Annotated in this window: 28 protein-coding genes, 1 tRNA gene and 1 riboswitch; of the genes, 18 read left to right on the forward strand and 11 right to left on the reverse strand. The window is 69.5% G+C overall.

What is annotated here, in order from left to right; genetic code table 11:
- The first annotated feature begins 15 nt into the window (after positions 1-15).
- Positions 16-405 carry a DUF1801 domain-containing protein gene (locus tag OM076_RS09365; protein WP_270039343.1) on the forward strand — a complete coding sequence of 130 codons (390 nt, stop codon included), beginning with the start codon at positions 16-18 and terminating at the stop codon, positions 403-405.
- Here the strand turns inward: OM076_RS09365 and OM076_RS09370 are convergent.
- Positions 387-1,415, reverse strand: a complete 1,029-nt coding sequence (locus tag OM076_RS09370; protein WP_270039344.1) for a threonine aldolase family protein — start codon at positions 1,413-1,415, stop codon at positions 387-389. The genes OM076_RS09365 and OM076_RS09370 overlap by 19 nt on opposite strands.
- A gap of 17 nt (positions 1,416-1,432) precedes the next feature.
- On the opposite strand from OM076_RS09370, the gene OM076_RS09375 reads away from it, so the two are divergent.
- Positions 1,433-2,005 (forward strand): hypothetical protein, encoded by a 573-nt coding sequence (locus tag OM076_RS09375; RefSeq protein WP_270039345.1) that lies wholly within the window; start codon positions 1,433-1,435, stop codon positions 2,003-2,005.
- A gap of 31 nt (positions 2,006-2,036) precedes the next feature.
- Here the strand turns inward: OM076_RS09375 and OM076_RS09380 are convergent, their stop codons facing one another.
- The 3 genes from OM076_RS09380 to OM076_RS09390 all read right to left on the reverse strand — a co-directional run bounded on the left by OM076_RS09380 (position 2,037) and on the right by OM076_RS09390 (position 3,437).
- Positions 2,037-2,369, reverse strand: a complete 333-nt coding sequence (locus tag OM076_RS09380) for a hypothetical protein (RefSeq protein ID WP_270039347.1) — start codon at positions 2,367-2,369, stop codon at positions 2,037-2,039.
- A 276-nt stretch (positions 2,370-2,645) separates the two neighbouring features.
- Positions 2,646-3,053, reverse strand: a complete 408-nt coding sequence (locus tag OM076_RS09385) for a type II toxin-antitoxin system VapC family toxin (RefSeq protein WP_270039349.1) — start codon at positions 3,051-3,053, stop codon at positions 2,646-2,648.
- A 310-nt stretch (positions 3,054-3,363) separates the two neighbouring features.
- Positions 3,364-3,437, reverse strand: a tRNA-Pro gene (locus OM076_RS09390).
- An 85-nt stretch (positions 3,438-3,522) separates the two neighbouring features.
- A riboswitch (cyclic di-GMP riboswitch) is annotated at positions 3,523-3,597 on the forward strand.
- A gap of 84 nt (positions 3,598-3,681) precedes the next feature.
- Here OM076_RS09390 and OM076_RS09395 point away from each other — a divergent pair.
- Genes OM076_RS09395 through OM076_RS09410 form a run of 4 tightly spaced genes read left to right on the forward strand, consistent with a single transcriptional unit; the run spans position 3,682 to position 6,594 of the window.
- Positions 3,682-4,347 carry a CAP domain-containing protein gene (locus OM076_RS09395; protein WP_270039351.1) on the forward strand — a complete coding sequence of 222 codons (666 nt, stop codon included), beginning with the start codon at positions 3,682-3,684 and terminating at the stop codon, positions 4,345-4,347.
- Positions 4,348-4,364: 17 nt separating this feature from the next.
- Entirely contained in the window at positions 4,365-5,588 is a 1,224-nt protein-coding gene (locus OM076_RS09400; protein ID WP_270039352.1) for a DUF1015 domain-containing protein, read from the forward strand.
- A gap of 29 nt (positions 5,589-5,617) precedes the next feature.
- Positions 5,618-6,010: an OsmC family protein gene (locus tag OM076_RS09405; RefSeq protein ID WP_270039354.1), complete on the forward strand. Its 393-nt coding sequence runs from the start codon at positions 5,618-5,620 to the stop codon at positions 6,008-6,010.
- Positions 6,011-6,063: 53 nt separating this feature from the next.
- On the forward strand, positions 6,064-6,594 hold the full coding sequence (locus tag OM076_RS09410) for an NUDIX hydrolase (RefSeq protein WP_270039356.1): 531 nt from the start codon (positions 6,064-6,066) through the stop codon (positions 6,592-6,594).
- On the opposite strand, the gene OM076_RS09415 is transcribed toward OM076_RS09410, so the two are convergent.
- Positions 6,554-7,000 (reverse strand): Rossmann-fold NAD(P)-binding domain-containing protein, encoded by a 447-nt coding sequence (locus OM076_RS09415; protein WP_270039358.1) that lies wholly within the window; start codon positions 6,998-7,000, stop codon positions 6,554-6,556. The genes OM076_RS09410 and OM076_RS09415 overlap by 41 nt on opposite strands.
- Positions 6,985-7,239: a hypothetical protein gene (locus tag OM076_RS09420; RefSeq protein WP_270039360.1), complete on the reverse strand. Its 255-nt coding sequence runs from the start codon at positions 7,237-7,239 to the stop codon at positions 6,985-6,987. The genes OM076_RS09415 and OM076_RS09420 overlap by 16 nt, the downstream gene beginning before the upstream one ends.
- 65 nt (positions 7,240-7,304) lie before the next feature.
- Here OM076_RS09420 and OM076_RS09425 point away from each other — a divergent pair, with 65 nt between their 5' ends.
- Positions 7,305-8,933 (forward strand): S8 family peptidase, encoded by a 1,629-nt coding sequence (locus OM076_RS09425; protein WP_270039362.1) that lies wholly within the window; start codon positions 7,305-7,307, stop codon positions 8,931-8,933.
- Here OM076_RS09425 and OM076_RS09430 read toward each other — a convergent pair.
- The 5 genes from OM076_RS09430 to OM076_RS09450 all read right to left on the reverse strand — a co-directional run bounded on the left by OM076_RS09430 (position 8,930) and on the right by OM076_RS09450 (position 13,386).
- The gene (locus OM076_RS09430) at positions 8,930-9,466 is read right to left on the reverse strand and encodes a YbhB/YbcL family Raf kinase inhibitor-like protein (protein WP_270039364.1); all 537 of its coding nucleotides are present in this window, start codon (positions 9,464-9,466) and stop codon (positions 8,930-8,932) included. The genes OM076_RS09425 and OM076_RS09430 overlap by 4 nt on opposite strands.
- Before the next feature lie 5 nt (positions 9,467-9,471).
- Entirely contained in the window at positions 9,472-10,485 is a 1,014-nt protein-coding gene (gene trxB, locus OM076_RS09435; RefSeq protein ID WP_270039366.1) for a thioredoxin-disulfide reductase, read from the reverse strand.
- Positions 10,486-10,499: 14 nt separating this feature from the next.
- Positions 10,500-11,615 (reverse strand): lysylphosphatidylglycerol synthase transmembrane domain-containing protein, encoded by a 1,116-nt coding sequence (locus tag OM076_RS09440; RefSeq protein ID WP_270039368.1) that lies wholly within the window; start codon positions 11,613-11,615, stop codon positions 10,500-10,502.
- Entirely contained in the window at positions 11,612-12,547 is a 936-nt protein-coding gene (locus tag OM076_RS09445) for a phosphatase PAP2 family protein (protein WP_270039370.1), read from the reverse strand. Before OM076_RS09445 ends, OM076_RS09440 begins: the two co-directional genes overlap by 4 nt.
- Positions 12,548-12,645: 98 nt before the next feature.
- Entirely contained in the window at positions 12,646-13,386 is a 741-nt protein-coding gene (locus OM076_RS09450; protein ID WP_270039372.1) for a gamma-glutamyl-gamma-aminobutyrate hydrolase family protein, read from the reverse strand.
- Between the two features lie 132 nt (positions 13,387-13,518).
- Between OM076_RS09450 and OM076_RS09455 the strand changes: the two genes are divergently transcribed.
- The 11 genes from OM076_RS09455 (at position 13,519) to OM076_RS09505 (ending at position 22,646) form a co-directional block, all read left to right on the forward strand.
- Positions 13,519-14,301 carry an enoyl-CoA hydratase/isomerase family protein gene (locus tag OM076_RS09455; protein WP_270039374.1) on the forward strand — a complete coding sequence of 261 codons (783 nt, stop codon included), beginning with the start codon at positions 13,519-13,521 and terminating at the stop codon, positions 14,299-14,301.
- 50 nt (positions 14,302-14,351) lie between these two features.
- Positions 14,352-15,272, forward strand: a complete 921-nt coding sequence (gene coxB / locus OM076_RS09460) for a cytochrome c oxidase subunit II (protein ID WP_270039376.1) — start codon at positions 14,352-14,354, stop codon at positions 15,270-15,272.
- 25 nt (positions 15,273-15,297) lie between these two features.
- A complete protein-coding gene (ctaD, locus tag OM076_RS09465; RefSeq protein ID WP_270039377.1) occupies positions 15,298-17,007 on the forward strand; it encodes a cytochrome c oxidase subunit I in 1,710 nt (569 codons plus the stop codon).
- A 5-nt stretch (positions 17,008-17,012) separates the two neighbouring features.
- Positions 17,013-17,903, forward strand: a complete 891-nt coding sequence (locus OM076_RS09470) for a heme o synthase (RefSeq protein ID WP_270039379.1) — start codon at positions 17,013-17,015, stop codon at positions 17,901-17,903.
- Between the two features lie 119 nt (positions 17,904-18,022).
- Entirely contained in the window at positions 18,023-18,262 is a 240-nt protein-coding gene (locus tag OM076_RS09475; protein ID WP_270039380.1) for a hypothetical protein, read from the forward strand.
- Between the two features lie 186 nt (positions 18,263-18,448).
- Complete coding sequence (locus OM076_RS09480; RefSeq protein ID WP_270039382.1) at positions 18,449-19,879, forward strand: PP2C family protein-serine/threonine phosphatase; 1,431 nt, start codon at positions 18,449-18,451, stop codon at positions 19,877-19,879.
- Positions 19,872-20,768 carry an STAS domain-containing protein gene (locus OM076_RS09485; protein WP_270039383.1) on the forward strand — a complete coding sequence of 299 codons (897 nt, stop codon included), beginning with the start codon at positions 19,872-19,874 and terminating at the stop codon, positions 20,766-20,768. The genes OM076_RS09480 and OM076_RS09485 overlap by 8 nt, the downstream gene beginning before the upstream one ends.
- A gap of 5 nt (positions 20,769-20,773) precedes the next feature.
- The gene (locus OM076_RS09490; RefSeq protein ID WP_270039385.1) at positions 20,774-21,130 is read left to right on the forward strand and encodes an STAS domain-containing protein; all 357 of its coding nucleotides are present in this window, start codon (positions 20,774-20,776) and stop codon (positions 21,128-21,130) included.
- Positions 21,123-21,545 (forward strand): ATP-binding protein, encoded by a 423-nt coding sequence (locus tag OM076_RS09495; protein ID WP_270039386.1) that lies wholly within the window; start codon positions 21,123-21,125, stop codon positions 21,543-21,545. Before OM076_RS09490 ends, OM076_RS09495 begins: the two co-directional genes overlap by 8 nt.
- Positions 21,538-22,137 carry a SpoIIE family protein phosphatase gene (locus tag OM076_RS09500; protein ID WP_270039388.1) on the forward strand — a complete coding sequence of 200 codons (600 nt, stop codon included), beginning with the start codon at positions 21,538-21,540 and terminating at the stop codon, positions 22,135-22,137. Before OM076_RS09495 ends, OM076_RS09500 begins: the two co-directional genes overlap by 8 nt.
- Before the next feature lie 98 nt (positions 22,138-22,235).
- Positions 22,236-22,646, forward strand: coding sequence for a helix-turn-helix transcriptional regulator (locus tag OM076_RS09505; protein ID WP_270039390.1), 411 nt, complete (start codon positions 22,236-22,238; stop codon positions 22,644-22,646).
- The last annotated feature ends 47 nt before the right edge of the window (positions 22,647-22,693 follow it).

Genomic DNA, 22,693 nt, shown 5'->3' on the forward strand with positions numbered 1-22,693 from the left:
GGTTACGATCGCGGCGTGGACTTCATCGAGCGACTCGACGAACCGCAGCGCACCGAGATCCGGCGGGTGCACGACTTGATCACCACAGTCGCGCCGGACCTGGAGGTCGAGGCGGGGGAGAAGATCATCGGCTACGGCCCGTATCACTACCGCTACGCATCTGGCCGCGAGGGTGACGCCCACCTCATCGGCCTCGCGCCCCGCAAGGGCTCGATCTCCCTGTACGTCTCGTGTACCAAGGACGGCGCCTACCTCGCGGAGAGCTATGTCGACCGGCTGCCGAAGGCGAGCATCGGCAAGAGCTGCGTGCGGTTCAAGCGCACGAGCGACCTCGACCTCGCCATCCTGCGCGAGCTGATCGCCGAGGCCGCCCGCCTGGGCCCGCCCTACGTGGCGACGCCCTGAACCACGCCGAGGATGGCTTCGACGAACGCGTCGACGTCCTCCTCCGTCGTGTCCCACGCGCACATCCAGCGGACCTCGCCGGTATGTGGGTCCCAGACGTAGAACTTGAAATCGCGCTGCAGCTGCTCGGCGGCTCCCGGAGGGAGGATCGCGAAGACGCCGTTGGCCTGGACGGGCTGCGTGATCGTCAACGCGTCACCCACGCCGGACGCCAGCCGCGCCGCCATCGCGTTCGCGTTGCCGGCCGCGCGGCGCCACAGATCGCCCTCGAACAGCGCGAGCAACTGCGCGCTGACGAACCGCATCTTCGATGCCAGCTGCATCGACTGCTTCCGCAGGTACACCAGCGACGGGGCGAGCTCGGGGTTCAGGACTACGACGGCCTCGGCCGCGAGCAGGCCGACCTTCGTCCCGCCCAGCGACAGCACGTCCGCGCCGACGTCGGTGGTGAACGCGCGGAACTCCGCGTCCAGCGACACCGCCGCGTTGGCGAGCCGCGAGCCGTCGATGTGGAACAGCATCCCGTGTGCGCGCGCGTGCTCGCCGAGCGCGCGCAGCTCCTCGATCGAGTAGAGCGTCCCGAGCTCGGTGGACTGCGTGACGGAGACGACGCCCGGCTGGATGGCGTGCTCGTCGCCGATCCGGACCATCCATCGGTCCACCAGCTCCGGGGTGAGCTTGCCGTCGGGCGTCGGGACGGTCAGCAGCTTGATGGCGCCCATGACCTCCGGGGCGCCGCCCTCGTCGACGTTCAGATGCGCATTCTCGGCGCAGATGACGCCCTGCCACGGCCGTAGCATCGACCGCAGGCCGACGACGTTGGCGCCGGTGCCGTTGAACACCGGGAACGCGGTGGCCTGCTCGCCGAAGTGCCGGCGGAGCACAGTCTGGAGGTGGGCGGTGGTCTCGTCGGCGCCGTAGGAGACGGCGTGACCGTGGTTGACGGCCGCGATGGCGTCCAGCGCCTCGGGCAGGATGGGGGCATAGTTGTCGCTCGCGAAGGCACGCACGGCGCACGACGATAGCCATGGATCCCCTCCGCATGTACATCGTGATCCGCCGCGGGGCCTTCGAGACCATCGACGAGGGCGGACGACTGGCGGGCTTGGCGGCCGTGCGCGCGCTCGCCGAATACGAAGCTCCCGAGGAGTGGCTCGCGCGTCCCGGCAAGGTCGTCCTGCGCGCACGCTCGCCCACGCAGTGGGCCAAAGTGCTCGAAGAACCGCACGCGGCGGCCTCCGACGGCGTCGTCGCCCTGCCGCCCCGCCGGCGCTCCGAGCGCGGGGACGCGCTGACGAAGATCCAGGCGATGTCGACCGAGCTCGAGCCGCCACCGCCCAGCGTCACGGGGCCCGGACTCGTCTATGCGTTGAATCCCAAGATCGAGATGAGCAGCGGAAAGACGCTGGCGCAGATCGCCCACGCGGCGGTGATGGCGGACGCGCTCGGCTACGACGTCTCGCGCGCGCGGGTCATCGCCCCGCCCACGTTCGACCTGCCGGGCTGCGTCGCCGAGGTGCGCGACGCGGGGCTGACCGAGGTCCCACCGGGCACGATCACGGTGCGAGTGCTCGTCCGCGAGGGGGGTTCGTACTCCTAGTCCGGTCAGGCCGGACTAGACGTACGCACCCCTAGTGCGCGAGCGCTAGCCCGAGCCAGACGATCACCAGCGACACCACGAAGATGGCGCCTTGGAGCCAGTGAGCGGCGCCGTTGCGCAGGTGCCAGAGGATCAGCGCGCCCGCCAGCACCACCAGCGCGAGCTTGGCGTGCAGCGTGCCGGAGTCCCACAGCGAGTAGCGCGAGGCCATCCAGACGCCCGTGACCACCAGCACGCCCAGCGCGGCCAGCGACGCCCACCCGAAGCGCCGCGCCACGGCCCGCAGACCCTCCGGATCGCGGCCCCGCAGCCCAGGCACCACGGCGATCGCCAGCACCAACTGCCCGCCGACGAACAGCGTCATCGCCAACACGTGGAGGTAACGCAGGATCAAATCGGGGCGCCGGGATTTGAACCCGGGACCTCGTGCTCCCAAACTCCAGGCAGCGGCCGAGGTCAGCCTTTATTCACTCCGTCCGCCGCAGCCTAGCTGGCCTCTCGCTCGACAAGGTCACGGCCTTCGTCAAGCAGCGCCACCCCTACGCCGTCCCGAACGTCACCGCAAGACTCGACGCCGGCAACGCGGACTGCTTCGCCGAGACATCGGCCGGGAAGCAGCGGTCCTAGGTCCGATCAGTGCTCAAGGCTGCGGCGACAACATCGGCAGGCCGATGCCCTGACCATCGGCGAGCATCCGACGGTCGTAGGTGATGAGTACGCCAAGTTCCGCGGTGATGCTGGCTGCGGTGGCGAGATGGATCGCGTCCAACGAGCGCAGAACGTTCGAGCCGATTTGCATCGCTGCCGGAGCGATCGGGTCGATCGCAAGCAGATCCAAGCCGGCGAGGACACGCTGAGCGAGCGGAACGGCAAGCGGGCCGAGTCGGCGCGCGACACGCGTCAGCTCGATCGCGGCGAGCAGACTCGACACCCGGCGCGGCCAGCGCAGCAGTTCACGCCGCAGGGCCGCGGTCTCAGCCTCCACGGCAATCAACTTGACGAGTGCCGAAGAGTCCAGATACGCGACGCTCGGACTACTGCTCGCCACGCGCCGCCGCGTCACCAGGCCGAGGTCCGCGCTCCAGCTCGAGAGCCGCCGTCGCCGGCGCCCCCGGCCCGAAGCTCAGCGGCTCCGCCTCGAGCAGGTCGCTCGTTGCCGTCCGAACGACCAGATCGGCGAGCCGATGCTGAGCCGGCGGCTCAGGCAGAGACGGATTCGCGGCCACGACGGAAAGTATGTCGCACTGGGCAGAGGCCACTTTCCCAACGGCAGGCAGAGCCTGACCGAACGTCGACCACCGAGGCACCGCGGCCACGCAGAAACGCCCCCGACCGCTCTGAACGCGGTCGAGGGCACATCGGGGCGCCGGGATTTGAACCCGGGACCTCGTGCTCCCAAAGCACGCGCGCTACCAAGCTGCGCCACGCCCCGTCTGGACCAGTATCGCAGCGGATCGTCCAGTGCAGTGAAGGTTTGGGCGCTGCTGCCGATGAAGGGGACAACAACAGGTTCTACTTCCCGATAAGGGCAAACCGTCTGCGAGGACGGGGCGCAAAGCCACGGGGCTCTCCGAGCCAGCCGGGCTACCGAAGGAAACGTGCCACGGAACGGCGCGTCGGGTCGATCGGAACCGCATTTGACCCGACAGCAAGCGATCGACACGGAGGTCGCCGCGATGTCCGTAGCACGCAGGTTCTTTACCCGAATTCTTCCCACCGCCGCCATCGCGGCCGGTCTGCTCGTCGCTGCTCCCGCCGCGGACGCGAAGGCCAAGAAGAAAGACAAGCCGGTGATCGCCAAGATCGCCCTCGGGGACCAGCGCTCCAAGAACGCGAAGGCCTCCGTCAAGCCGAAGGCGAAGACGTCGCAGGCGCCGATCACGTGCCAGAACACGGATCTGATGCCGACGCCCGACAACGTCGAGCTGGTCCGCGCGGCGATCCTCTGCCTGCACAACCAGATCCGGGCGCAGAACGGCCTGCCGTTGCTCAAGGACAACGCGAAGCTGCGCAAGGCGGCGACGGGTCACTCCAACGACATGGTCACGCAGGGCTTCTTCGACCACACCAGCCCGGACGGCGACTCGTTCGTGGACCGGATCATCGGCGCCGGCTATGCCAAGCGCAACGACGGCTGGACGCTCGGCGAGAACCTCGCCTGGGGCACCGGCGACCTGAGCTCCGCGACCGGCGTCATGAACGCCTGGATGGGCTCGGCGGGGCACAAGGCCAACATCCTCAAGCGGGCCTACAAGGAAGCCGGCATCGGCATTCGCCTCGGCGTGCCCACGGACAATGGTGTAGGTGCCACGATCACGGCGGATTTCGGGGTCAAGCTGTAGCTCTAGACTCGGCTGAGATGGCCGACGTCGAACCCCTCTACGCCCTGCACTACGACCTGTCGAAGGTCGGAGGCCTCCAGCCGGTGGCCGCCCCGCCCTACGACGTGATCGACGCGGCCCAGCGAGCACAGCTCCTGGGCCGTTCGCCGTACAACGTCGTCGAGATCGATCTGCCGCAGAACGGCGCGGACATCTACGGCCACGCCGCCGAGGTCCTGAAGAGCTGGAACGACGAGGGGATCGTCGTCCGCGACGACACCCCCTCGCTGTGGGCGCTCGCGCAGGACTACACCGGCCCGGATGGGAAGCTGCGCACCCGCCACGGCGTGTTCGCGCGCGTGAAGGTCGAGGACTACGGCCCCGGCCGCATCCGCCCGCACGAGCGCACCCACCCGGGTCCCAAGGAGGACCGGCTGCGGCTCACGCGCGCCACACGCGCGAACCTCTCGCCGATCTTCAGCCTCTACGACGACCCGGGCAACGCCGCCTGGAAGGCCGTCGAGCCGTTCACGCACGACGCCCCCTGGGGCGAGGTGACCGACGAGGACGGCACCGTCCACAAGCTCTGGCGGATCGACGACGCCGCGGCCATCGACGCCTTCAAGGCCGCGCTGAACGGGACCGAGCTGCTGATCGCCGACGGCCATCACCGCTACGAGACCGCCCGCGTCTATCAGCAGGAACAGCCCAGCGCCGACCACGTGCTGATGTGCCTGGTCGCCCTGCAGGACTCCGGGCTGACCGTCTTCCCCACCCACCGCCTCGCGATCGGGCTCGACGAGGACCAACGCGAAGAGCTCGCGACCACGCTCGAAGAGGACTGGACGACCGAGCCCCAGGACACGCTGAGCATCGGCTACTACGCCAATGGCGAGGAGCAGACGCTCTACCTCAAGGACTGGGCGATCGCCGACGACGCCCTGGAAGGCAAGCCCGAGCCCTACCGCCGCCTCGACACCGCGGTGCTGGAGGCGCTGATCCTCAAGGGCGCCCTCGGCATGACCGAGGACGACATCTCGCACTTCAACGGCCTCAATTACGCCCGCACGCCCGAGGAGGCCCGGGCCAAGGTGGACGCCGGCGAGGCCGACGCCGCGTTCCTGATGACCGCGACCCCCGTGGAGCGGGTCCGCGACGTCGCGGCGGCAGGGGAGAACATGCCGCCGAAATCGACCTACTTTTTCCCGAAGGTGCTGACAGGGATGGTGTTCAATCCCTTGGAGGAGACATGGCCCTCATAAACCGATCACAGCAAGCGGTATCCGGTGCGATGCGCGCGATCGCCCGCAAGCGCGAGCGCTACACGCATGACGTGAAGGCGGGCCGGCACACGATCACCGTCGACGAGCCCGAGAAGCAGGGCGGGCAGGACCTGGGGCCGAGCCCGCAGGAGCTGCTCGCGGCATCGCTCGCCTCCTGCACCGCCGTGACGATGGAGATGTACGCCGAGCGCAAGGGCTGGAACGTGGACGGCCTCGAGGTCGACTGCCGCTATTCGCCCGCCGAGCGCGGCTGCCCCACCCGCTTCGAGCTGGTCATGCGCATGCCGTCGCACCTGAGCGAGGAGCAGGTCGAGCGCCTGCAGGTGATCGCGGCCAAGTGCCCGGTGCACCGCACCCTCGAGGGCGAGGTCGCCTTCGACGAGCGGGTCGAGCTCACCTGACCCGCAGCGAGGATCTGGCCGCCAAGCTCCTCACCCCCGAGGAGTCCTTGGCGATGGAGGTCCGCGGCGGCCGGACCGACTCCGCCGTGCTCGTCCCGCTGTTCACCGACGCGGGCGGCCGCCTGCACGCCGTCTTCACCCGCCGGCGCGACGACCTCAAGCGCCACGCCGGCGAGATCTCCTTCCCCGGCGGGCGGCGCGATCCCGGCGAAGGCCTGGTCGACACCGCCCTGCGCGAGGCGCACGAGGAGGTCGGCCTGCCGCCCGACCACGTCGACATCATCGGCGCGCTCGCGCCGGTCGGCACCTTCGTCACCAACTACGCGATCTATCCCTTCGTGGGCGTGATCGAGCCCGGGTTCGAGTGGACCCTCCAGGAGACCGAGGTCGCCGAGGTGCTCGAGTTCTCGCTCGAGGACCTGATCAACGGCCACTCGCTCAAGCGCCTGGTCCGCCGCGGGATGACCTTCAAGACCGACGTCTATGAGGTCGACGGCCACATGGTCTGGGGCGCCACGGCCCGGATCCTCGGCGATCTGCTGTTCAGGACAGGAGACGGTCCACCGCTGCGACCGCTTCCGTGACCCACCCGGGACCGAGCGGGTCACCGGACAGCACCTCCAGCGGGATCTGCCAAACGTCCGACGCACCGCGCGAGATCGCCTCGCCCTCCGGGAGCATCCCCTCGTAGACAAAGCCGCGCACGGGAGTGTCGACGAGCTTCTCCCACAGCATCCGCAGCCGCCCGGCGTGCAGGTCGGGGTCCGGGATCGTCCCCATCAGCCAGCACACGATCGTGACGCCGTGCAGCGCGTCCATGAGCGTCGCGATCCGGTCGGGATCGCCGACGTAGGGCTCGGCGCCGGTCGCGGCGATCTCGGCCACGTGGGCGCCGCGCGTCGTACCGCGCACGGCGTGCCCCGCGGCTCGCAACTCGCGGGCCAGCGCCTGCCCGCGTGCGCCGCAGGGGACGATCAGGATCCGTGCCACTCGTTCTCGACGTCTTCGAGGGTGCGCTCGGGCTTGCCGCGGCGGCGGCGGATCTCGTTCTGCGCCTCCATCATCTGCGCGAGGTCGTCGATCTCGTTCTCGGCCTCGACCTCGGGCGAGCGGGTCGGCTTCCAGTCGAGAATGTCGAGCGCGGAGCGCTTCGAGAAGACGCCGAGCAGGATCGTCGTGGCCACCAGGCCGAACACGATCAGACACGACACGAGGGTGAAGACGTCCACCCGCCGAGTGTAGGCTCGAGGGGAGGCGCCGCACCGATTGCGGGTCTCGCGTGTTGCCTTCACTCGTGACCCGAGCTTTCGCCGTAGCCTTCGCCGCCCTGCTGTTCCTCGCGCCCGCCGCGGGTGCGCAGGATTTGCCGATGGATCTTCCGGGCGATGCTTCCGCTTCCTCAGTGCGTGCGGATCCTGACACCTGGATCGTCGGCGCGGTGCCCAACGCGGCGTCGGCAAAGGTCGCCGGACGGTTCGCGACGCACCACATCGGGCTGCGCGGGACCGGCGGGTACACGGTGGCGCGCAGCCAGGCGCGGGCGTTCGCGAACGCGCTGAAGGCGAAGCACCTGCTCGTCTACGCGCAGGCCAACGTCCTGCGCAAGACGCTGTCGATGCCCGACGACCCACTCTCCGGCCCGCCCAACAACTGGCGCGCGACCGTCGCCGACCCGTCGCTGATGCCGCCGCCGGTGACGCCCCAGAGCCCGCTGATCGCGCTCGTGGACGCCGCGGCGGACATGACCCACCCGGAATGGACCGGAGACCCGAACGTCGCGACGCTGCCCGGCACGCCGGTCGACAACCCGCACGGCACCGCCACGATGTCCGTGGCCGTCGCACCGCAGAACGGGATCGGCATCCTCGGCGTGTGGCCCGGGGCGCGGGCGCTCAACGTGCCGCTGAAGACCTCACCTGGCACTGACGGGGAGATCACCTGCGCGGAATCCGGCGACGGCATCGCCAAGGCCGTCGCCAACGGCGCCTCGGTGATCAACATGAGCTACGGCTCGCCCTCGCGCTGCGCGGCGGAGTGGGTGCAGATCTATTTCGCGGTGGCCAAGGGGATCATCCCGGTCGCGGCCGCCGGCAACGAGTTCGAGGACGGAAACCCGCTGGAGTTCCCGGCCTCGCTCCCCCACGTCGTGACCGTGGCGGCCACCACGCCGCAGGACAAGAGCGCGGAGTTCTCCAATGCCAACGACGCGGTCGACCTGAGCGCGCCGGGCGTCGACATCATGACCGCGGTCCCACCGGCCCTCCCGGACCCCGACAAGGCCCAGGACGGCTACTCGCTGCAGTCGGGGACGAGTTTCAGCGCGCCGATGGTCTCCGCCGCGATCGCGTGGGTGCGCGCCGCGCGGCCCGATCTCACGCCCGACCGCGTGGTCCAGGCCATCCGCCTCGGCGCGCGCGACGTCGCCAAGCCCGGCTGGGACCCGCTCACCGGCTTCGGCGTCCTCAACGTCGGCAACTCGCTCAACCTCCCGGCCGACAAGCTGCCGATCCCGGACCCGCTCGAGCCCAACGACAACATCGTCTGGGTCAAGGGCAAGCTCTTCAACGGCAAGCGCGCGCCGGCGATCTGGTCCGGCGGCGCCCCGAAGCGCCTCAACGCGCTGCTCGACGAGCAGGAGGACCCGGTCGACGTCTACCGGATCGTCATCGCGGGCGGCAAGTCGGCCAAGGTGTCGGTGATCCCGCGCTTCGGCGACCCGTCGCTGGAGGTCTTCAACTCCTCAGCGATCGGCGTGTCCGACGAGGCCGGGCGCGTGGCGGTCTCAGAGCACGCCGGGAGCAAGAAGACCGAGCGGGTGACGGTCAAGAACACGGGCACGAGCTCGCACTCCTACTACGTCGCCGTCAAGCCGCAGGGCGACTCGCGCTATCAGGAGCGCGAGTACACCCTGCGGGTCGGTTAGGAGGCCCGCTGGTAGGTCCCGGTGAAGGTCCCGCGCCCGAGCGCGCCCTTCAAGACGGCCGTGACCGCCTCGGGTGAGGCGCCGGGCTCGAGCGTCAGGCCCTTGTCGAGGGCGTAGAGGCTGAACGTGTAGTGATGGGCGTCATCGCCCTTGGGCGGGCACGGCGGCGTCCAACCGACCTTCCCGGCGGAGTTCTTGCCCTCTTTGAGGCCGGCCGGGAACTGCCCCTCGGGCGCCAGGCCGGCGCCCGTGGAGGCGGAGATGCCCCACGCGGTCCAGTGGGTGAAGGTGCCGTCGGACGCGTCGGGGTCCTCCACGACGAGGACGAGCTCGATCGCGCCGGCCGGAAGTGCGCGCCAGACGATCGTCGGCGGCTTGCCGGCCCCGTCGCACGTGTTCGCCGCCGGGATCGCCCCGCCGTCCTTGAAGGTCGGCGTGGAGAACTCGATGTTCTCGGGCGCGGCCGGGAGGTCGGATTGGTTGTCTTTGTCGTTGCCGCCGCCGCAGCCCGCGAGGGCAGCGGCGACGACCACGGACGCTAGGAGCGAGCTGCGGGCGCCCACTGCTGCTCCGCCAGGTCGCCGGTTCCTTCGAGTACGGCGGGGGTGGGAACAGCGGGGTTGTCGCGCAGGTACCACTCGGCGTCGAGCGCCGCCTGGCATCCGGAACCGGCCGCCGTGACGGCCTGCCGGTAGGTGCTGTCGCAGAGGTCGCCCGCGCCGAAGACGCCGGGGACGTTGGTGCGCGTGGACTTGCCCTCGGTCAGGACGTAGCCCTCGGCGTCGGTTGCGACGAGGCCCTGGACGATCTCCGACTGCGGCTCGTGCCCGATCGCGATGAAGGCGCCCTTCATCGGCAGCTCGCGCTCCTCGCCCGTCTCGGCGTTGCGTAGGATCGCGTTGCAGAGCAGGCCCGACTCGTCCGGGCGGAACTCGGAGACCGTGTACGGCGTCAGGAACTCGATGTTCTCGGTGGCGCGGGCGCGCTCGAGCATGATCTTCGACGCGCGGAACTCGTCGCGGCGGTTGACGATCACGACCTTCGACGAGAACTTGGCGAGGAAGATCGCCTCCTCCATCGCGGAGTCGCCGCCGCCGACGATGATCGTCGCGCGGTCCTTGTAGAACGCGGCGTCGCAGGTCGCGCAGTAGGACACGCCGCGGCCGCCGAGCTCCTCTTCGCCCTTGACGCCGAGCTTCTTGTGCTCCGCGCCCATGGCGAGGATCACCGAGCGGGCCTGGAACTTCTCGTCCTCGATCCACACGGTGTGCGGCTCACCGTTCTCGCCGGGCTCGAACTTCGTGGCGTTGTCGGTGATGAACCGCGTGCCGAAGCGCTCCGCCTGGTCGCGCAGGTCCTGCATCATCTCCGGGCCCATGATCCCCTTCGGGTAGCCCGGGAAGTTCTCGACGTCCGTGGTCTGCTGGAGCAGCCCGCCCCAGAGGAAGCCTTCGATGACCAGCGGGTTGAGATTCGCCCGTGCCGTGTACAGCGCCGCCGTGTAACCGGCCGGCCCGCTGCCGATGATGATCACGTTCTCGACGTCTGCCATGGTTGCCTTTCCGCTTACGCTTTACTTTGTATAGTAGCGCCAGGGGCCCGTTCGTTACGCCATTCCTCAACGCGCGCCCGCAAGCGGAAGAACGCGATCACGCCCGGCACCAGCGGCAGCCAGAACGTGAACGCGCGGAAGACGAGAACCGCCACGACGGCGAGCCCGGCATCGACGCCGAACGCGGCGAAGGCGCCGATCATGCCACCTTCCACCCCGCCCACGCCACCGGGGATCGGCAGCAGGTTGCCGAGCATGCCCACGAAGAAGGCCTGGATGAGCACCGCGAGCGGCGGCGCGTCGCCGAACGCCCTGAACGCCGCCTCGAGCACCGCGATCTGGAATCCCCAGAAGAGGATCGCGCCGAGCAGGGCGGGGTTCCTGGAGCGGATGTGGGAGATCGCGTCGTGCAGGCCGGCGGAGGTCGCCGCGGGGACCAGGGCCAGGCGCTTGGTGATCCGCCCGATCGTCCCGGTGCGCTTGGCGAAGCCGTCCAGCCGGCGCTGCAGGTCGGTCGGGACGAGCAGGATCAGGCTCGTGAGACCCATCAGCATCAGGGCGATGACGGCCGGGATCACGGTCATCGTGAACGGCGCCTCGCCTGGGAAGATCCCCAGCCGCAGGCCGAGCCCGAAGATGATCACCGCCGCGGCGTAGGGGAAGTAGGTGAGGACGAGGAAGCTGATCGTCTTGTCGGCCACCTCGCGCTTGCGCATGCCCGCCTGGCGCAGCGCCCAGGCCTGCAGGACGAGGCCGCCGGCGCCGCCGGCCGCGAAGATCCGCGACGCGGCGAGGGCGGCCATCGTGATCAGGTAGCTCTCGCGCCAGCCGATCCGCTCGACATGGCCGAAGACGCCCCGGAACATCGCCACGTAGCCGCCGAACATGCCGAACGTCAGCAGGAAGGCGAGCACGATCCAGCCCGGCGAGCCGTCCTCGATCCGGTTCCACGTGTCCTCCAGCCCCGTCAGGTGGGGCAGCAGGAAGTAGAGCCCGGCGATCATCGCGACGAGGAAGCCGCACAGCGTCAGGATCGTGCGGGCGTTGAGCTCGAGACCGCGATCGTCGTCCTCGTCGTGCACCTCGCCGGGCGGCGGTTCGTCGACCGTCTGCCCCGGCGCCCGCGTCATGCGCGTACCTGCGCCTTGGCCTCGATCGTCTGCAGCACGCGCGACAGCCGGCGCGCGGCGGGCGTCAGCCGCGGCTGGGCAGCCTGGATGGTTTCGGCGAGGGCGAGGCCGGCGGCCAGATCCACGACATAGTGCTCCCCGAGATAGACGAGCGCGAGACCTAGCGTGGCCGCGTACGCCCACCCGAACGCCCCCGCGACCTTCCCGGTGTCACTGAGGACGTGGGCGGCCGTCACGGACGTGGCGAAGTGCAGCGAAGGCATTGCGGCCAGGGGATTCCCTCCCAGAACACCGTACAGAGGCGCCCATCCCTGCTTCCAGAACTGCTCGCCGTATTCGACCATCATCCGGCGCAGCTCGGGCGTGCGCCCGTCCTCCATCAAACCGCGCTGGGCCGCGAACCATGGGGGCGCGGTGGGAATCGCCCAGTAGCCGATGACGCCGAGGTCGAACGTGGCGTAGATCCGCGCGGCGGCGACGGGGAACTGGTCACGGTGCCTGAACAGCGTGTAGGCGACGGTGCCGTGCGGGAACGCGAACCAGACCCAGTGCGACCAGACGAGCACCTTCTCGAAGCGGTTGAAGCGCGCGGGCGTGCTGAGGGCTCGCTGCAGGCGAAGCGTGGGCGTGGTCCCGCGGCCGAGGAAGCGGTCGGCCTTGACGGGATACTCCACGCGCACCCGCGCCATCAGCTTCTCGGGGTCGTCGTTGGGCATCTTGTACGTGACGACGTAGGCGTACATCTGCAGCACGCACATGCCGACGTCCCGCGCGCGCCCGCGTGGAAATGCGGCGAGGGCGAACGGGGTCGCGGCTGCAGCGGCGATCACGACTGGTGGCTTTAGGCGGAGCCGGCGGCGGAGCAACGGCGCCGCGAGGCCGGCGGCGAGCACCGTGCAGGCGGCCGCGCGGATGGCGGTCGAACGGGGCACGGACGCGGCGAATATATCGGGGCGCGCGGACGAGGCGGGTACGGGCAGCCGCCCTACGCGCCTGAGGTCCGCCCGCGGACGCCGAATTCGCGGGGTGGCTAGGCGCGGGCCGGGGTGCGGGCCGCTTCGGCCGTGAAGGCGCGCACGACGCGCGAGCGCGGGTCGACTTCCGGGTGCCACTGGACGCCCAGCGCCCAGCGCGAGTCCGGGATCTCGATCGCCTCGACGAGGTCGTCCAGCTCGCTCCAGCCGCTCGCCACCACCCCGTCGCCCAGCTTGGCGACCGCCTGGTGGTGGTGGGACTTGGTCGCGTGGCGGAGCTCGCCGCACGCCGCCGCCGCGAGCGAGCCCGGCTCCAGACGCACGTCATGGTCGGCGTTGTCGAAGGAGCCGAGGGCGCGGCGGTGGTCGGTGTGGCCGAGGTCGTCCGGGAGGTGCTGGACGAGGGTCCCGCCGAGGGCGACGTTGATCAGCTGCATACCGCGGCAGATACCGAGCACCGGCAGTTCGCGCTCCAGCGCCCGCGTCGCCAGAGCGATCTCGGCGTGGTCGCGGTCGGGTCGCGTGTTGGTCGTCTTGGCGTGGCGGGATTCGCCGTAGGAGGCGGGATCGATGTCCGCCCCGCCGGCCAGCACCAACCCGTCGAGGCCGTCGAGCACGTCATCCGGGTGCTCGGCCACCCACGCGTCGGGCGGGACCATCAGCGCGACCGCGCCGGCGACCTGCAATGCGTCGACGTACGCCCGCGAGAGCAGGAACGCCTCGCGATCCCATACCGTCCAGCGAGCCCGCTCCAAAGCGGTGCAGAGGCCGATCCGGGGTCGTCTTCCGTCTCCCATCGACGATGGACGTACCCAGCTTCACAACTTGATCACACACAAAGGAAGATTCCTCATGAGGACCCTGGCAACACGCCGACGAGGGGCCACACCCGGATGCCATCCCCACCCACCCACGGACCGGTGCGGGGCATGAGCGTTCAAGTCCAGCGTCGCGGCGCGGTCGCCACGATCGTCCTCGACCGCCCGCAGGCGATGAACGCCGTCGACGCCGAGCTCGGGGACCAGTTGCTGGCCGCCCTCCGGGAGGTCGCCCAGGACGACGGGGTTCGCGCCGTCGTGCTCACCGGCAGCGGCCGCGCGTTCTCCTCAGGCGCCGATCTGCGCGCCGGCTTCGAGCCCAACGAGTCCGGGCGGCCCAACCTCCAGAAGGCGCTCAACGAGCGTTTTCACCCGATCATCCTCACGATCCGCGAGATGCCGAAACCGGTGGTGGCGGCCGTCAACGGGGCCGCGGCGGGCATCGGGTGCTCGTTCGCACTGGCCTGCGACCTGATCGTCGCGGCCGAGTCGAGCTACTTCCTGCTCGCGTTCGTGAACATCGGGCTGGTCGCCGACGGCGGCTCGAGCCTGTTGATCCCCGAGCGCATCGGCTTCGCCCGCGCAGCGGAGATGGCGATGCTCGGCGAGCGCGTTCCGGCGCCAAAAGCCCTGGAGTGGGGCCTGATCAACTTCGTGGTCACGGACGAGACACTCATGAGCGAGGCCGATCGGCTCGCCGACCGCCTCGCCGCGGGCCCCACACGCTCCTACGCGGGCACCAAGCGCCAGCTCAACGCCTGGCAATTCGCCCGCATGCAGGCGCAACTGGAGCTCGAGGCGGAGATCCAGCAGGAGATGGCGCAGTCACACGACTTCTTGGAAGGCGTCGGCGCGTTCGTGGAGAAGCGCACGGCGAATTTCGAGGGTCGTTGAGGTGACCGCGCCGCGAATGCGCCCCCTCCGTCCTTATACTCCCGGCCCTCGTGCCTGAAGGACGATTCCGCCGGCTCCTGCTCGCGCTGCCCCCAGCGCTGGCCGCAGCCCTCATTGCCGCCCCGGCCGCGCACGCCGGCCTCCTGTTCCCCGAAACAGGCGGCTCGCCGAACGCCGACAGCATTCACACGCTGTACGTGATGGTCTTCGTGCTCGCGCTGTTCATCTTCGCGGGCGTCGAGGGCGCGCTCTTCTACTCGCTGTGGAAGTACCGCGCCCGCAAGGGCCGTCAGGCCGCGCAGATCCACGGCAACACCAAGCTCGAGGTCGGCTGGACCGTGGGCGCGGCCGTGATCCTGATCTTCATCACGTTCTTCACGTTCCTCATGCTCGGGTCGATCAAGAACCCCAAGCCCTCGGTGGTGAACGAGAACGGCCAGCCGGTCGCCATGACCGATGGCAGCGGCTACGAGGTTGCGTCGACCGACATCACGATCCCCAAGAAGGGCACCGTGATGCACATCGCCGTCAACGGCCAGCAGTACGTGTGGCGCTACGGCTACGTCGGCAAGGAATCGGGGAGCCAATCCGCCCTGCTGGCCTACACCGACATGGTCGTCCCGGTCGGTCGCACGGTGATCCTGGACATCACGGCCGACGACGTCGTGCACTCCTGGTGGATCCCGAAGCTCGGCGGCAAGTTCGACGCCGTCCCCGGCTACACGAACAAGACGTGGTTCCAGATCCCGCCGGACGCGATCAAGCCGGGCCAGAAGCAGGTGGTCTTCACGGGCCAGTGCGCCGAGCTCTGCGGTCGCAACCACGCGAACATGTACGCCCGCGTGATCGGCATGCGGATGGACGACTACAAGAAGTGGTACGCGGACAAGGTCGCGGCGGTCAAGGCCGCCCGGACGAAGGTCGCGGCCCAGCAGAAGGCCCTCGTGGCCGAACAGACTTCAGGCCAGTAACCAGCAGCACCTGACGAGGACCGACTTGGCAGCCACGACCGAACCCACCAGCACCGGCCTGCGAACGCGCCCGCGTCCGCAGATCATCGCCCACCGCGCCCAGCGCGAGGCGACCGGCTGGACATCGTGGATCACCACGACCGATCACAAGAAGATCGGGATCATGTACCTGGCCACGGTGCTGGTGTTCTTCGTGCTGGGCGGGGTCGAGGCCCTGCTCATGCGCACCCAGCTCGCAGTGCCGGACAACACGCTGCTCACGCCTGAGCGGTACAACCAGATCCTCACGATGCACGGGACGACGATGGTCTTCCTGGTCATCGTGCCGGTGTGGGCGGGCTTCGCGAACTACCTGCTCCCGCTGATGATCGGCGCGCGCGACGTCGCCTTCCCGCGGCTGAACGCCTGGTCGTACTGGATGTACCTGTTCGGCGGCCTGGCGCTCTACATGTCGATGTTCTTCTCGCCGCCCGAGGCCGGCTGGTTCTCCTACGTGCCGCTCTCCCTGAAGCAGTACAGCGGGACGAACGGCCAGGAAGCGTGGATCTACATGGTCCACCTCACCGGTCTGGCGTCGATCATCGGCGCGATCAACTTCATCGCCACGATCCACAACATGCGCGCGCCCGGCATGGGCTGGGGCCGCATGCCGCTGTTCGTGTGGACGATCCTGATCTACTCGTACCTGATCATCATCGCCCTGACGTCGCTCGCCGCGACCGTGACGATGCTCCTGCTGGACCGCAACTTCGGCACGGCGTTCTTCGACCCTGCGCAGGGGGGCTCGGCGCTGCTCTGGCAGCACCTGTTCTGGTTCTTCGGGCACCCAGAGGTCTACATCCTCGTCCTGCCGGCGTTCGGCGTCTTCTCCGAGATCCTGCCGGTGTTCGCCCGCAAGCCGATCTTCGGCTACAAGGCGATCGCCGCGGCCACCGCCGGCATCGCCTTCCTCGGCATGCTCGTGTGGGCGCACCACATGTTCGCCACGCCGATGTCGACCGTCGTGCTCGCGTTCTTCATGCTCTCGAGCTTCATCATCGCCGTCCCGACGGGCGTGAAGATCTTCAACTGGATCGCCACGCTGTGGCGCGGCACGGTCGAGTGGACGGTTCCGCTCCTGTACTGCGTCGGCGGCATCGCGACGTTCACGATGGGCGGCATCACCGGCATCTTCCTGGCCGTCTTCCCCATCGACTGGCAGCTGACCGACACGTACTTCGTCGTCGCGCACTTCCACTACACGGCCTTCGGCGCATCCGCCTTCGCGATGCTCGCCGCGCTCTACTTCTGGTTCCCGAAGATCACGGGCCGGATGCTGAGCGAGAGCCTGGGCAAGGTCGGCTTCGCGCTGATGTTCGTCGGGTTCCACCTGACGTTCCTGATCCAGCACTCCGCCGGTCTGAGCGGCATGCCGCGGCGCATCTACGAGTACTCCAACCACAGTTGGACGGCCTACAACTTCATCTCCACGGTCGGCGCGTTCATGATCGCCCTGAGCGTGGCCATCACGGTCATCGGCATCGTCTACGCGCTCAAGCACGGCGCCAAGGCCGGCCCGGACCCGTGGAAGGCCAACACGCTCGAGTGGTTCACGCCGTCGCCGCCGCCGGAGAACAACTTCGACGTGATCCCGCGCGTGCGCTCGGTTGAGCCGATGAAGGACATCCGCCGCGAGATCGAGCAGCGGACCGGCGTCGAGCAGCGCTACCGCTCCGGACAGCCGCTGCAGCGGTAGGCCCGATGGAAGCGTCACAGGCATCACTCGCGGTTCCCGGCGTCAAGCAGGTCGTCTCCGACTACGTCACGCTGACGAAGCCGAAGGTGCAACTACTGCTGCTCCTGACGACGATCACGACGATGTACGTCGCGGGGGATCCGTCGGTCGGCCTGGTCGCGATCACCGTCGTCGGCGGCTTCCTCAGCGCGGGCGGAGCGGGTGCGTTCAACCACTTCTACGACCGCGACATCGACGCGGCGATGCCGCGCACGGCGTCGCGGCCGGTGCCGAGCGGGCGGATCTCCCCGCGCGCGGCGCTGATCTACGCGTTCGCGCTGCAGATCGCGTCGTTCGCGATCCTGTGGTCCGCCGCGAACCTGTTGAGCGCGTGCCTCGCCCTCGCCGGTTTCTTCTGGTACACGGTCGTCTACACCGTCTGGCTCAAGCGCCGCTCGCCGCAGAACATCGTCATCGGCGGCGCCGCCGGCGCGGTCCCGCCGCTCGTCGGCTGGGCCGCGGTCACCGGCGGCGTGGCCCCCGCGGCGCTCTACCTGTTCGCGATCGTCTTCTACTGGACGCCGCCCCACTTCTGGGCACTGTCGCTGCTGATGAAGGACGAGTACGCGCGCGTCGGCGTGCCGATGATGCCCGTCGTCCACGGCGAGGCCGAGACGCGCCGCCAGATCGTCCTCTACACCCTGCTGCTGACCGTCCTGACGCTGCTGCCGTTCGTATTCGGCTTCTTCGGCGTGATCTACGCCGTCTTCGCCGTCGGGCTGGCCGGAGCGTTCATCACGCTGTCACTGCGCCTTCAGCGCCGGGCGGATCGCAAGAGCGCCCTGCGCACCTATCTGTTCTCCCTCGGCTACCTCGCGGTGCTCTTCGTCGCGATGGTCCTGGACGCACAGCTGTAGACTGGCCGCCCGATGGATCGCAAGCTCGCCCGCCGGAACCTCCGCACCGCCTACTTCGCCGCCACCGTCGGCGTCCTGATGTTCGCCCTGACCTTCGTCGCCGCCTGGGTCTACAACTCATGAGCGAGCTCGACGACAACGGCACGGTCCCTCCCGTCGGGGAGGAGATCCACATGCCCGCTCCGAGCATCCTGCCGCTGATCAACGCGGCGGCGCTCTCGCTGACGATCGTGAGCGTCACGCTCACCCCGTACCTCGTGATCTTCTTCGCGATCATCTTCGTGTGGACGACGATCCGCTGGATCGCCGACACGCGGCGCGACATCGCGGATCTCCCACTGGATCACAGCTCGCATTAAGTACGGGCCACCGCGCCTATGGCGGATTCTGGCGGGCCCCGCCCGCCTCTGCCGGGCCCCGGCAGCCGCACACGTACAACCAGTATGCGAGCGGCTACCGGTGCTCGGCAGAGACGACCGGTGATCTGGCCAGCGATCCGCCATAGGCGCGATCGCCCGTACCGTGACATAGAGTCCCCCGCGATCGTGGGGACCGGGGACGTCACCAACGGCCTCGCTGCGCGTTATTCCGCGGCGTTCGCCGTCTATCTCGCAGACCGCTCCGAGCTCGCGCTCGGCGCCGCGTACGACCTCGGGCGCGAGGCGGTCAAGGCGCAGCTGAGCGTCCTCGACGTCGCCGACGCCCACCACAGCGCGATGCGCGACGTCAGGGCCGGCGACGACGCGACGCTGAGCGCCGCCGCCGACTTCCTGCGCGAGAGCCTGTCGACCTTCGAGACCGTCCATCGCGGCTACATCGAGGTTCAGGAGGTCGCCCGCCTCGAGCATGAGTACGTGCAGCAGCTGCGGGCGCTCGCGGATGCCTCGGTGGCGATCAACTCCTCGCTCACCGTCGAAGCGATCCTGCAGCTGACCGCCGACACCGCCCGCGGCGTGGTGCACGCCGGCCGCGCCACGATCGCGATCCTGGCGCAGGACCCGCGGCACCGGCCGCTGACGGCCACCTCTCCCCCGCGGCTGAGCGACGGCGACGCACACCCCGCCCGGATCTCGGCCCACCTCACGGGCCGCGGCAAGGAGCTCGGGGTGCTCGAGGTCGTCGACGAGCACCACCGCGTGTTCTCGGCGCGCGACGAGGCGATCCTCACCCAGCTCGCGCAGCTGGCGAGCGTCGCGATCACGAACGCCCAGCTCTACGAGCGCGAGCGCACGATCGCCCGCACGCTCCAGCGCTCCCTGCGCCCGGGCGCGCTGCCGCCGGTGCACGGCCTCAGCGCCGCGGTGCGCTTCCGCCCCGCGGGCGAGGGAATCGAGCTCGGCGGCGACTTCTACGACCTCTTCGCCGCCGGCGACGGCGCCTGGACGGCCCTGATCGGGGACGTCCAGGGCAAGGGCCCGGACGCCGCGGCCGTAACCGCTCTCGCCCGCCACACGATGCGCGCCGCGGCCGCCTACGAGAGTCGCCCCTCCGGCGTGCTGCGACTCCTGCACAAGGCGCTGCGCGACCAGACCGGCGACGAGGGTCGCTTCTGCACCGTCTGTTACGCCCACCTGCGGGTGGGCTGGGGTGAGGTCGAGCTCGACCTCGCCTGCGGCGGCCACCCGCTGCCGCTGGTCGTGCATCCCAACGGCCGCGTCACCCCGGTCGGCCAGCTCGGCACGCTGCTGGGCTCGGACATCGAGCCGCAGCTGACTGACGTCACGGTGACGCTCGGCCACGGTCAGGTGCTCGTCCTCTACACGGACGGCGTCACCGAGGTCCGGCGGCGCCGCCAGGAAGTCTTCGGCCACCGCGAGCTGGTGGCCCTGCTCGAGACCTGCGCAGGGCTCCCGCCGGACGCGGTGGCCGAGCGCGTGGAGACGGCCGTGCTGGCCGCCTCGGAAGGCCGGCTTCGCGACGACGTCGCGATCCTGGCCTTCGGCCCCACACCCCAACCCAAGGAGACCGATGGCTGACCCCACGGACACGGTCACGAACGGCCGCCAGGAGGCAAGCGACGAGCTCCTGCGCGAACTCGTCGCGCACCTCCGTGCCAACCGGACCGACCTGCGTCAGGAATGGGCGCGCCGGATCGGCGAGGCGCGCTTCCTGAGCGCCCTGACCGAGGAGGAGATCTTCTCGGAGGCGACCTCGGTGTACGACAACTACGTCGAGGTGCTCGAGACGGGCTCCGTGGAAGCCCTCCAGGACTACGCGCGCAACCTCTCCGAGCGCATCATCCCGCGCGGCGTGGAGACCGACGAGGTCCTGGGCATCGTGCTGCTGCTGCGCGACGTGCTCGCTCGCTCGCTGTTCAAGAAGTACCAGGCCGACTTCGAGGTCCTCAACGAGGTCCTCGACGCCTACGAGCCGGCCGCGAACCGGATCGCCAACACGGTGGGCGTGAACTTCGTGCAGGAGCGCGAGCGCATCATCCGCCAGCAGCAGGAGGCGATCCGCGAGCTCTCGACCCCGGTCCTGCAGGTGCGCGAGCGCCTGCTGATCCTCCCGATCATCGGCGTGCTCGACGGCCAGCGCGCCCGCCAGCTCACCGAGCAGCTGCTGCGGGGCATCCGCACCAACCGTGCCCGCGTGGTCGTGATCGACATCACCGGCGTCCCCGCGATCGACTCCACGGTGGCCAACCACCTCGTGCAGACCGTCGACGCGTCGCGCCTGATGGGCGCCTCGGTGATCATCACCGGCCTCTCCTCTGAGATCGCGCAGACCCTCGTGACGCTCGGCGTGGACCTCTCCAAGGTCAACGCGGTCGGCGACCTCCAGGGCGGGATCGAAGAGGCCGAGCGGTTGCTGGGCTACACGGTCATCTCCGGCGCGGTGGACAAAGCCGACGACAGGGTCTAGCGGGCATGGCCGTCCCCATCCTCAAGCAGGGCCCGTTCCTGATCGCGTCGATCCAGTCCGCGCTCACGGACACCGACGTCCTGCAGCTGCGCGACGACGTGATGGCGCAAGTGACGCGTCACCGCTCGCGCGGGATCATCGTCGACGTCACGTCGCTGGACGTGATGGACTCGTTCGTCTCGCGCTCGCTGCGGGGGATCGCGATGATGACCCGCCTGCGCGGCGCCGAGACGGTGATCGTCGGCATCCAGCCCGAGGTGGCGTTCGCCATGGTCCAGCTCGGCATGAGCTTCGAGGACGTGCAGACGGCGCTCGATCTCGAGGAAGGGCTCGCGCTGCTGCAGGCAGGTGACCTTGGCTAGAGACACGTCGGAGCGGATCGCGATCGAGTCCGACGCCGACGTCGTCACCGCGCGCCAGCGGGCGCGCGCGCTGGCGATCGGCCTCGAGATGCCGAGCACGGACCAGACGCTGCTCGCGACCGCGATCTCCGAGATCGCCCGCAACATCACGACCTACGCGGTGGACGGGCGGGGCGAGGTCCTGATCGACCTCGTGCGCGACGCCCGCGGGCGCCGGGGGGTCCGGGTGATCGCCCGTGACGAAGGCCCGGGGATCGAGGACCTCGAGCGTGCGCTGACCGATGGCTACACGACCGGCGGCGGGCTCGGGCTCGGGCTGCCGGGTGCGCGCCGGCTCGTCGACGAGTTCGACATCGACACCGGCCCGGGGAAGGGCACGACGGTCACGCTGATCAAGTGGGCGCAGCGTGGCTGAGGAGTGGCCCGGAGCCTTGGACCGCGGCCTCGCCGCCGCGACGCACGCGGGCGAGACGCGCTCGGGCGACCTCGCGGTGTTCGTCCCCACGAAGGTGGGCGGGCTCGCCTGCGTGATCGACGGGCTCGGCCACGGTCCCGAGGCCGCGGATGCGGCCGAGACGTGCGCGGAGGTCGTGCGCACGCACGCGGAGGCGCCTGCGCAAGAACTCTTGCAGACGTGTCACGAGGCGTTGCTGACGACGCGCGGCGTGGTCATGACCGCCGCCTGGTTCGACCTCGAGCGCTCGCAGCTCTCGTGGGCGGGCGTGGGGAACGTCGACGCGCGGCTCGTACGCTCCGGCCCGGAGCTGCGCGAGGAGGTCGCGCTGGTCTTCGGCGGCGTGCTCGGCTACCGGATGCCGCGGGTGCGACCCGCGACGATGCCACTGGCGCGCGGTGACCTGCTGGTGATGATCACCGACGGCATCGACGGCGCCATCTCCCCCGCGCTCGCCGGCGGCGGCGCGGCGCAGGCGCTGGCCAGTCGGATTCTGGACACGCATGCAAAAGGGACCGACGATGCACTAGCCGTGGTGATCCGCTACCGGTAGTTTCCCAGATGAAACCGATTACAGAGCGCCAACGCGCCAGTTCTGGCACATCGGCGGTTTGTGGTCATCCTCCAAGCCACTTCACGCGTAACAGATTCGTGCCCACGCAACGAGCCTCAACCATCCGCCTGCGCACCTCGCTGTTCCAGGAGGCCGCCGAGATCGTCGACCGTGAATACGCCTCAGACCTCTCGTTGGATGACATCGCCCGCCGCGTCGCCTCGTCGCGGCGGCAACTCCAGCGTGCGTACGCGGAGATCGGCCAGACCACGTTCCGCGATCACCTGACGCGCGTACGGATGCAGAAGGCGGCCGAGATGCTGGCCACCCGCGCGCTGACGGTGCGCGAGGTCGCACACCGCGTCGGGTACCGCCAACCCGCCCAATTCGCCAAGGCGTTCCGGCGCTACCAGGGCGTTGCGCCGTCAGATTTCCGCGCCAACGGGCGGGCCCCGGTGCGCCCTCCGGGCACGCAGTTCAGCGCGCGTCCCGCGTACCGCGCAGCCTGACGTTCTTCTGCTGACGAGACGTTCGTCGGCGCGCTCGCATAGGATGC

The organism is Solirubrobacter ginsenosidimutans (assembly GCF_027587205.1).

Coding starts and splice junctions, on each gene's coding strand:
- OM076_RS09375 (WP_270039345.1), top strand. CDS start 1,433: ATGGATCCCCTCCGCATGTACATCGTGATCCGCCGCGGGGCCTTCGAG.
- OM076_RS09380 (WP_270039347.1), bottom strand. CDS start 2,369: ATGACGCTGTTCGTCGGCGGGCAGTTGGTGCTGGCGATCGCCGTGGTG.
- OM076_RS09395 (WP_270039351.1), top strand. CDS start 3,682: ATGTCCGTAGCACGCAGGTTCTTTACCCGAATTCTTCCCACCGCCGCC.
- OM076_RS09400 (WP_270039352.1), top strand. CDS start 4,365: ATGGCCGACGTCGAACCCCTCTACGCCCTGCACTACGACCTGTCGAAG.
- OM076_RS09405 (WP_270039354.1), top strand. CDS start 5,618: ATGCGCGCGATCGCCCGCAAGCGCGAGCGCTACACGCATGACGTGAAG.
- OM076_RS09410 (WP_270039356.1), top strand. CDS start 6,064: ATGGAGGTCCGCGGCGGCCGGACCGACTCCGCCGTGCTCGTCCCGCTG.
- trxB (WP_270039366.1), bottom strand. CDS start 10,485: ATGGCAGACGTCGAGAACGTGATCATCATCGGCAGCGGGCCGGCCGGT.
- OM076_RS09440 (WP_270039368.1), bottom strand. CDS start 11,615: ATGACGCGGGCGCCGGGGCAGACGGTCGACGAACCGCCGCCCGGCGAG.
- OM076_RS09450 (WP_270039372.1), bottom strand. CDS start 13,386: ATGGGAGACGGAAGACGACCCCGGATCGGCCTCTGCACCGCTTTGGAG.
- OM076_RS09455 (WP_270039374.1), top strand. CDS start 13,519: ATGAGCGTTCAAGTCCAGCGTCGCGGCGCGGTCGCCACGATCGTCCTC.
- OM076_RS09470 (WP_270039379.1), top strand. CDS start 17,013: ATGGAAGCGTCACAGGCATCACTCGCGGTTCCCGGCGTCAAGCAGGTC.
- OM076_RS09475 (WP_270039380.1), top strand. CDS start 18,023: ATGAGCGAGCTCGACGACAACGGCACGGTCCCTCCCGTCGGGGAGGAG.
- OM076_RS09485 (WP_270039383.1), top strand. CDS start 19,872: ATGGCTGACCCCACGGACACGGTCACGAACGGCCGCCAGGAGGCAAGC.
- OM076_RS09490 (WP_270039385.1), top strand. CDS start 20,774: ATGGCCGTCCCCATCCTCAAGCAGGGCCCGTTCCTGATCGCGTCGATC.